Origin of the sequence: Paenibacillus radicibacter (assembly GCF_024721995.1) — a bacterium.
GTDB classification, from domain to species: domain Bacteria; phylum Bacillota; class Bacilli; order Paenibacillales; family NBRC-103111; genus Paenibacillus_AM; species Paenibacillus_AM radicibacter.
In genome coordinates this window covers 1-8,405 of the sequence record NZ_JANQBC010000026.1, presented here as the reverse complement: position 1 = coordinate 8,405, position 8,405 = coordinate 1, and the positions used below count along the sequence as shown (strand labels likewise).

The window sequence follows — 8,405 nt, the reverse complement described above, 5'->3', positions numbered from 1 at the left end:
CAAGGACAGGACGTTGGCGAGAAATACAGAACGGGAGTATACAGTGAAAAGCCTGAACACTTAAAAGAGGCGAAGGCGTTTCTTAGTGAGAGAAATGATTATGAACTTATAGTTGTTGAAGTATTACCTCTCATAAACTATGTGAGAAGTGCAGAAGAACATCAAGATATATTAGCTAAATGTCCAAATGATTATTGTCATATTCCAGAAGAAATATTAAGCAGGTATAAGTAAGGGAGAATATTAAGCTAACAAGGAACGATAGTACAATCAAGGAAGGCCGTCATTTGCGACGGCCTTCCTTGATTTATTTAGATTGTCTCGAAAAGCATGCTTTTTGAGACAGTGGAATAACTATCTTTATTTACGTATCAAAATTCCTTGAAATTAGACGCTGGAGTACATCGTGGGTTCCTTTAATTCATACTCACCACCTGAGCGCTCGGCAATCAGCTTGACAATCTCATAGCCGTAGCGGTCAGATTCGGACAAGAGCCGTAAAATCATTGTATCAGAATGTCCGTGCAGCCGGTCGGATGTGATTTTGTTCTTGCTCATACAATCACCTCCATACTTGCATGATACGATATACTATTCAGGCTGCCAATAATCTCGGCAGTCTGTTGAGCTATGGAGAAGTTATCCCTCGATTTGTTATTGTAGTTTGTCCATCTGTATATGTTTGGAACGTTTGATGAAGAGAGAAACAACTATAGCAATTACGGAGAGAATAAGTCCTAAAGTGAACGCAGCATCAAAGCCTGCTAATGTAGCTGCACCGATCTCCGTCGGATCATTCGGGTTGGTTGACTTTGCCAAGTAACTGGATTGTCCGGCAGATATTCGGCTAATAAATAATGCCGTACCGATCGAACCTGAGACTTGCTGAAGCGTGCTGAAAATTGCCGTACCGTGCGGATACAAATCCATAGGCAGTTGGTTAAGCCCATGGGTTTGGGTTGGCATTATGACAAGTGCAATCGCAATGAGCAATAAGCAATGGATGGCAATAATTTGCCCCATCGTAACTGAAGCATCAATGCCCGTGAACAACCATATCGCCACTGCGATTAAAATAACACCCGGAATAATGACGACGCGCGGACCGAATTTGTCGAACAGTTTACCTGATACCGGAGCCAGCAATCCGTTCAATACACTCCCCGGCAGCATAATTAAACCGGATTTAAAAGCGGTGATTAATAGTACACCCTGTAAGAACATCGGCAATACAACCATTGTGGAGAACATTGTCATCATGATGATAACAGTCAGAACGACCATTAATGAAAATACCGGATACCTAAAGGTTCGCAGGTCAAGGATCGGATTAGCAATGCTCAATTGTCTGATGACAAACCAGACTAATGAAATTGCGCCAATAATCAGCGTCAAATACACTTCTGGATCGAACCAACCAAGATCGCCGGATTTACTAAAACTGTAGACGATTCCTCCAAAACCTAGCGTGGATAGAATGATTGACAATATATCGACCTTTGGTTTCTTGATTTCCATTACGTTCGTCAAGTATACAGCTCCGATGATAATCGAGATCACCGCAAAAGGAATGACCATATAAAATAACCAGTGCCAATCCAGCGAATCAATAATAAAGCCAGAGATTGTAGGCCCAAGGGCTGGTGCGAACATCATGACCAATCCCATTAATCCCATTGCCCCGCCACGTTGTTCTGGCGGATAGATGATGAGAATCGTATTCATCATAATCGGGAGCAGCAACCCTGTGCCAAATGCTTGAACAATACGACCCGCAAGTAAGAAGCCAAATGAAGGTGCAAATGCCGCAAGAAGTGTACCTGCTAAAAACAAAATCATAGCTGTTAAAAATAGCTGCTTAGTCGTAAACCACTGTTGTAAAACAGCCGTAACCGGTATTAGAACGCCAACGACAAGCATGTATGCGGTGCTTAACCATTGAATGGTCGATGCCGTGACACCAAATTCCTTCATTAAATCCGGCAATGCATTACCCAACAACGTTTCGTTGAGAATCGCGACAAAGGCACCGAGGAGTAACGAAATGATAATTGGCCCTCGTTTAACTTTGGTTAAGTCGATTTTTTTATTCGTTGATACCGACTCTGTTACGTTCATAGACATTCCCTCTCTCCTACATCTCTCACATCTGTGGTAAATCTACTTTATGATATATAATATACAGGTGTAGAATAATTACTGTAAGAATCAATTGTGGAAGAAAGTAAAGATACACTACAGATTGAGGTGAAGTGTAGATGAAAACTGCTGGATCGGGAAATGATCTGCGGGTAAGGAGAACACACAAGCTATTGAGGAAAGCGTTAGAAGAATTGCTGTCGGAACCTGGCCAGCATTTCAGCTCTATTACTGTAAATCAGATTTGTGAAAAGGCTATGGTCCACCGGACTACTTTTTATAAGCATTTTGAAGATAAATTTGACTTGCTGGTTCTATGGTTATCACAAGATAAAGATGAATATATGAAATTCAGTGTAGATGAGCTGCTTCAAACACCGTTTCAAAATACGTCCAAAAACCCTAATCTCGAGTTATACACTAAAATCATGCAAACGCAAAAAAACGATGAAGTATTCACTAGCTATATTAAAAGTAAACAAAAAGAAGTGCTAAAGCAGCTTATGCTTGAACTGAATCAGAAAGGGAAAAAATTTTCGTTGCCAATTGAGATCATTGCAGAAGTTTATTCAGAAGTCAGTTCCTCGCTCAGTATTTGGTGGCTGCAAGGCGGACGGCAGGTTCCGCCGGAGCAGATGGACGATTATTTTTATGAACTGCTTAATAAGGATTTATTCTGGAAGTAGAGAAACGCCAAGGAGAATGAAGCCATACATAATTAGAAAACGTTCACCGTCCCTGAATTCCAATTGACCTCAGGAAAGCGCTGGGTTCAATTGGGATATTAACGGGCTTAGCAGGGAGTAGGGGCAATTAGTTAGTAGACCAGGAAGGTGAAGAGAACCGGTGAATGCCGGTTCTTTTGATTGGATGTGTCTTGAATAGTTATGGACTGGCAGGGGCGTTAAGCTAACTAGCAGGTTAGTTGAATGACTGTAAATTTGAATCTAAAACTGAGTTTGACCGTATACACATTATTATGTTGATTTTGGAGGTATATTATGGTTAATCCTTATAAAATAGCTATAATCGGAGGGACAGGAAAGGTAGGACGTTATATTGCTTCTAAAGCGCTAGAGAATGGGTATCAAGTTCGTATGTTGGTTAGAAATCCAGAAAAGTTATCTTATAGAGACGCTAGGATTGAGATTGTAGAAGGAAATGTACGAAATTTGGAGGATATTCGAAAACTATTAAAAGATTGTCAAATAGTTATAAATACTTTTGGTCAGCCAATCAAAGAGAAACCGATATATAGCAGTGTAACTGAGAATATAATTGAAGTAATGACTGATTTACAAATCGATCGTTATATTGGTGTTACGGGTGGATCTCTAACTATTAATGGGGATAAAAAGAGCATTATAAATAGAGTTGGGGCAAAGTTGTTTGAAATCATCTACTCAAATATGATGATAGATAAGAAAAAAGAATGGCATATTCTTAATCAGAATAAACTAATTAAATGGACTCTAATTAGGCTACCGTTTATAGTTGATGGCACAGAAATAGGATTCATAAAAGAAAATCTTACAGATATGCCAGGAACAAAAATAACTAATCGAGATATAGCGACTTTTATCATTAACCAAATTGAAAATCTAAAGTATTTACAAAAAGCACCGTTTATCTCAAATTAATATTAATTTCCTTGTTCAAGAGTCTTCGTCATAAGTAATCATACTCATACACATCGTTAAGCTAACGGGTACTTTAGCTCAATAATCATCAGGAGAAGCCTACCGCCAGCAATGGATCGGTAGCCTTCTAAGCTAACCGGCAGATTAACTACAAGGAGTTCAAAGGCGAAATCCTGAAAATATTTTAAAAAAACTATACTGAGATGTAAGTTTTCTGCTGCGTTAGGCATCTAACTATGAGACACGAATTGATACCAAGTATAAATTGCACTCAGGAGTGAATCTGTGTATACACAAGAGCTGTTCCAACTTTCTAATTCGTCCGCAAAAAATTCTGAGACGGTCGTGATGATGAAAGACGACCAACTTGTCGAAAACGCACGCTATGGTAATCGGGAAGCGTTCGGTGAATTGGTGCGCCGTCACCGTGAACGAGCTTTGGGTTGGGCGTCCTCCATCACACATGATGGTCAGTTGGCGGAGGATATTGTGCAGGAAGCACTAATCTCAGCTTTTTTACGAATCGAAACGTTGATAGAGCCTGGGAAATTCAAATATTGGCTACAACGGATCGTCAAAAATCAAGCAATGATGAAACTTCGCCGGGGAGGCCCGAATGGGAAAGAGAGCTCCTTTTCCGTCTTGGAATCTCTACATACCAAGAGTCTCCATCAAGGTGAAGGCTCCGATTTGGATCGTCTGCTGTTTCGGATGACGGCCAAGTTGAACGAAGAGCGACACACTAATCAGGACCCACAGGTTCTATGGATGCGCAAGGAACTGTATGTTGACCTCTTTCAGCTACTCCAATGCCTGACGCCCAAAGAACGCGCGATTTTTGAGGCACACGTGTTTCGTCAGTTGGCTCCGGGAGAAATTGCGGAAGCGCTTGGAGTGTCATTAGGCTCCGTATATACGTCAATCTCTCGCTCACGTACAAAAGTGCAAAGGGAACGGATTCGTGTCTATTTTCAAGGGTATGCGCAAGAGAAAAAAGAAACCGGTGGATGCACTCGCCGCATTCTTGTGCCGCCGATACCAATGTGAGGAGATGGTCTGTCATGACCGAACGTTCTTGGGAAAAAACGTTTACTGCCGCAGCACAATCGATTTTTGCAATCCTGCAATACACGGACAAAAAAGATTCATACACACTAGTTGATATAATGGGATTAACGGGCCATGCATTCCGCATCAACATCCATCCGAACGATGTAAGTCCTGCGGGACCAACGATGTTCTCACCGACAGAGCTACTAGAGAAAGGGCTCAACATTCTCGGCTTCACTTGCGAACAGCTATATGGGTTTCCGACGCCCGCCCCTCCGGAAAAGCTCGAGGAAGCCGTCAGGTTCGCACAAGAGACTATCGACCGTGGCGTACCAGCTATCGGTTGGAGTCTGTTTATTCCGGAGTTCGGAGTTATTTACGGGTACGATGATGAAAAGCAGGAACTCTACTGCAAAGACCCGTCGCAAGAGGGACCTCTACCTTATTCGAAATTAAACGAGCTGCCCTTGAATTTCGTCTTCATGCTACGTGCTCGGGAATCAGTTCTTGTCGACCAGTTGCAAGCCTGGAAAATAGCTCTTGAGAGAATTGTGAAATTTGCCCGTGAAGAAGCTCCGACCTTGTCCAAAGATTATAGACACGGACTAGCTGGTTATGACGCTTGGATTCAGGCATTCCGAAATCGTACGGTAAATCCTTTCGGTAACGCCTATAATGCCGAAGTTGTCGGTGATGCTCGGGAATTTGCCGTACAGTTTCTGCAGTCTTTACCCTCCAAATGGTCTGCGAAGACAAATATGGAGAAGGAAATTTGTGAACTGGCTATGGAAGCGGCGATGCATTACGAAAAAGTTGCGGAAGTATTCCGTGTGTTTCAATGCTTGTTCCCTCACCCGCATGGCGGTGATCCGAACGACTTAAAGAATGCTGAACATGCGATTACTTTGTTGGAGTGCGCGAAAGAGAACGAAACGTTAGGCGTGGCCATTCTAGAGCAGATGTATAATCAGATTTTACGGGCAGAAGCCATTTTAGGATAAGTCGAGTATGAAATTTCATGTCATCGACTGCCCATCTATGAACACGTGAAAGCCCCATAAGTTTTTTTTGATTCCGCTAACGGAACACGCTAGTTATATAGATTAAAACCTTCCATAAGAAGCAAAACTAGATTTAATAGCTCTTATGGGAGGTTTTTTATGATATTAAGTGAGTTATGGCGACTCTACGAAGCTGATAAAAGTATCCAAGGATTTAGTCCGAATACATTGAAAGCCTACGCTCTGCAGCTCAAGATGCTACTAAGAGAACTAGGAGACCTAGATATTTCTAAGGTTACACTTAACTTGTTGAAGGAATACTTAGCAAAGCAGTCCAGTCGATTGAAACCTAGCAGTTTAGGACATCGTATCCGTTTTGTTCGTTCCCTATTTCGCTTTGCCTATGAAGAAACATACTTAGCCTTAAATCCAGCTTTGAAGTTACGCGAGCCCAAAATGGACAAGCGTATTCCTAAGTTTTTGATTGAGGAAGATGTCATTCACTTGAAAATCTCTTGCCAGTCCCTGAGGGGAAGGGCAATTCTGGAGTTTCTCTACAGTACCGGCTGCCGAGTTGGAGAGGTGGAGAAGTTAAACATTGAAGACCTGAACTGGGAGAACTGCTCCGCTATTGTAAACGGTAAGGGTTCAAAACAGAGAGAGGTTTACTTTACAACAGAGTGTAAAGTTTGGTTGAAGAAGTATCTCGCTAGCCGTGAGGATTCCTGTAAGGCCTTATTTGTAACCGATACACATCCAACAAGACGTATGGCTATTCCAACGATCAGGTGGATATTAAAACGGCTTGCAGATAGGGGAGAGCTCGAAGCGAATGTATATCCGCATCGCTTTCGTCATACCTATGCGTGTCAGCTTCTTGATAACGGAGCACCATTAGATTTCATTCAAGGCATGTTGGGGCATGAAAAAGCATCAACTACTCAAATTTATGCCCAGCTGCGCGGGGAACGCCGACGAGAACTCTACCGCCGGTTTTTTTAGCATTTCTGAAATATTGAGTCAAAAAACTGTTTCTCAACTAAAGGGCAGTTTAACGTAGGGAAGCTAACATTGTAATAGCTTAATTAATGTCTTTGACATGGCCCGTAGGAACTGTCTTTTTGATATGTTTTATTGATTTCTTCAAAATAATAATAAAGATGTCACAAATCATCTATATTGATTGTTATTACTCATATAAACAGGGCCCTGGTATGAAAGGAGAATTTATGAATCAGAAAAGCGAAGAGTTAGAAATAGATATAATTGTGGCTCAAGTAAAAAACGGAAACAAGGAAGCGTTTCGAACGCTGGTTTGTGAATACCAACGTAAAATTCACGTATATAGTTACCATATGCTCAGGAATAAAGAAGAGGCCGAGGATGCGGTTCAGGAAATCTTTTTAAAGTGTTACCAAAATATACACCAATATGCCCAAGGAACGTCCTTTTCTGGATGGTTGTATACAGTTGCATATAATCACTGCATTAATTTACTAAAGAAGCGAAGTCTACGCCATAAGTTGATAGCACTTTATCGTACGCAATTAGCTCAAGCAAAGCAGGAAGTAGATTATGCATCATTATCTGTTCATGACGTATTAGACTTACTATCTGCGGAGGACAGAAACTTGCTTGTGCTTAGAGTATGGGAGGACCAAAGCTTTGATGAAATTAGCAGGATTATGAACTGTAAACCGACAACAGTACGTAAAAGGTTTGAGCGTATTCGCAAAAAATTGAAGATGAAAATTATTCAATTGGAGGAGTGTTCAAATGTCCCAAAAACAGCATTTCGAAGATGATATGGAAGAGTTAAAAATTCTTTTTAATAGATCGGATTTGCCTATACAGGATTTTTCTACAAGAATAATAAATCGTATTGATGAACGGGAATGCAAGACGAATTTAAAACCTAATGTTTTTAAACGAACTGCATTCGTTATCGTGATCGTGGGATTGCTCTGCGGATTCACCTACGCGACAACAAAATGGATCGAGTTAAAAGACAAAAATGGAAACGTTGTTATAGAGGTAAGATCAACAGATAGTAAAGTCTTACCTGAGTATCAACAAGCACTCGAAGAAATCAGGAATAAGATTTCTCCTGGAGAATCAGCTACAGTCTATTTTGGTAGTAAAGATGATATTCTGAACAAAAAAACAGATCAGGTCATGCATGTCACTTCGCCATATAAATACACTGATATAAGTCAATTTATAAAGGCGCTTGCGGCTCCATTCAAATCGAATCAAATTCAGCCTAATCTCTCAGAAGGATACCAATTTAAAGAAGCATCAATTTATATGAACCCTGCGATTGGATCCGGTAAAAAAGGGGAGATGATTTTTGGTACAGCTTCAAATGGACAAGAGCTTGGTTACTATACTCAGAAAATTGGAAATCAACCAAGCTCCATTATAATTACTTATTCGAATCGTAAGCATGAAGTAAACTATACAAGTTACTTCACATCAGGAAAGGAAGAAACGAAATTTTTCCTTAGTTCTCCATCATCGGATGCTAAAACGGTTATCAATGATGTGGACACTTATTATTATGTTGACGAGAATA

At 40.8% G+C, this 8,405-nt stretch carries 9 protein-coding genes and 1 pseudogene; 8 read left to right on the top strand and 2 right to left on the bottom strand.

The window, feature by feature from the left end:
* A partial coding sequence (locus NV379_RS25710; RefSeq protein ID WP_258210187.1) for a peptide-methionine (S)-S-oxide reductase occupies window positions 1-234 on the top strand: 234 nt, incomplete at its 5' end.
* A 159-nt stretch (window positions 235-393) separates the two neighbouring features.
* Here the strand turns inward: NV379_RS25710 and NV379_RS25705 are convergent.
* Both NV379_RS25705 and NV379_RS25700 read right to left on the bottom strand, forming a co-directional pair.
* Window positions 394-558, bottom strand: a pseudogene (locus tag NV379_RS25705) (PadR family transcriptional regulator); the annotation flags it as partial.
* 96 nt (window positions 559-654) lie between these two features.
* Window positions 655-2,118, bottom strand: coding sequence for an MDR family MFS transporter (locus tag NV379_RS25700; protein ID WP_258210188.1), 1,464 nt, complete (start codon window positions 2,116-2,118; stop codon window positions 655-657).
* A 140-nt stretch (window positions 2,119-2,258) separates the two neighbouring features.
* Between NV379_RS25700 and NV379_RS25695 the strand changes: the two genes are divergently transcribed.
* The 7 genes from NV379_RS25695 to NV379_RS25665 all read left to right on the top strand — a co-directional run.
* Entirely contained in the window at window positions 2,259-2,825 is a 567-nt protein-coding gene (locus NV379_RS25695) for a TetR/AcrR family transcriptional regulator (RefSeq protein WP_258210186.1), read from the top strand.
* Between the two features lie 315 nt (window positions 2,826-3,140).
* Window positions 3,141-3,779: an NAD(P)-dependent oxidoreductase gene (locus NV379_RS25690; RefSeq protein WP_258210185.1), complete on the top strand. Its 639-nt coding sequence runs from the start codon at window positions 3,141-3,143 to the stop codon at window positions 3,777-3,779.
* Between the two features lie 285 nt (window positions 3,780-4,064).
* Complete coding sequence (locus NV379_RS25685; protein ID WP_258210184.1) at window positions 4,065-4,826, top strand: RNA polymerase sigma factor; 762 nt, start codon at window positions 4,065-4,067, stop codon at window positions 4,824-4,826.
* Window positions 4,827-4,840: 14 nt separating this feature from the next.
* Complete coding sequence (locus tag NV379_RS25680) at window positions 4,841-5,830, top strand: hypothetical protein (RefSeq protein WP_258210183.1); 990 nt, start codon at window positions 4,841-4,843, stop codon at window positions 5,828-5,830.
* Between the two features lie 159 nt (window positions 5,831-5,989).
* Complete coding sequence (locus NV379_RS25675; RefSeq protein ID WP_258210182.1) at window positions 5,990-6,832, top strand: tyrosine-type recombinase/integrase; 843 nt, start codon at window positions 5,990-5,992, stop codon at window positions 6,830-6,832.
* Window positions 6,833-7,059: 227 nt separating this feature from the next.
* On the top strand, window positions 7,060-7,635 hold the full coding sequence (locus NV379_RS25670; RefSeq protein ID WP_258210181.1) for an RNA polymerase sigma factor: 576 nt from the start codon (window positions 7,060-7,062) through the stop codon (window positions 7,633-7,635).
* Window positions 7,607-8,405: hypothetical protein (locus NV379_RS25665; RefSeq protein WP_258210180.1), on the top strand; the 799-nt coding region annotated here is incomplete at its 3' end. The genes NV379_RS25670 and NV379_RS25665, both read left to right, overlap by 29 nt.

Coding starts and splice junctions, on each gene's coding strand:
- NV379_RS25700 (WP_258210188.1), bottom strand. CDS start 2,118: ATGAACGTAACAGAGTCGGTATCAACGAATAAAAAAATCGACTTAACC.
- NV379_RS25695 (WP_258210186.1), top strand. CDS start 2,259: ATGAAAACTGCTGGATCGGGAAATGATCTGCGGGTAAGGAGAACACAC.
- NV379_RS25690 (WP_258210185.1), top strand. CDS start 3,141: ATGGTTAATCCTTATAAAATAGCTATAATCGGAGGGACAGGAAAGGTA.
- NV379_RS25680 (WP_258210183.1), top strand. CDS start 4,841: ATGACCGAACGTTCTTGGGAAAAAACGTTTACTGCCGCAGCACAATCG.
- NV379_RS25675 (WP_258210182.1), top strand. CDS start 5,990: ATGATATTAAGTGAGTTATGGCGACTCTACGAAGCTGATAAAAGTATC.
- NV379_RS25670 (WP_258210181.1), top strand. CDS start 7,060: ATGAATCAGAAAAGCGAAGAGTTAGAAATAGATATAATTGTGGCTCAA.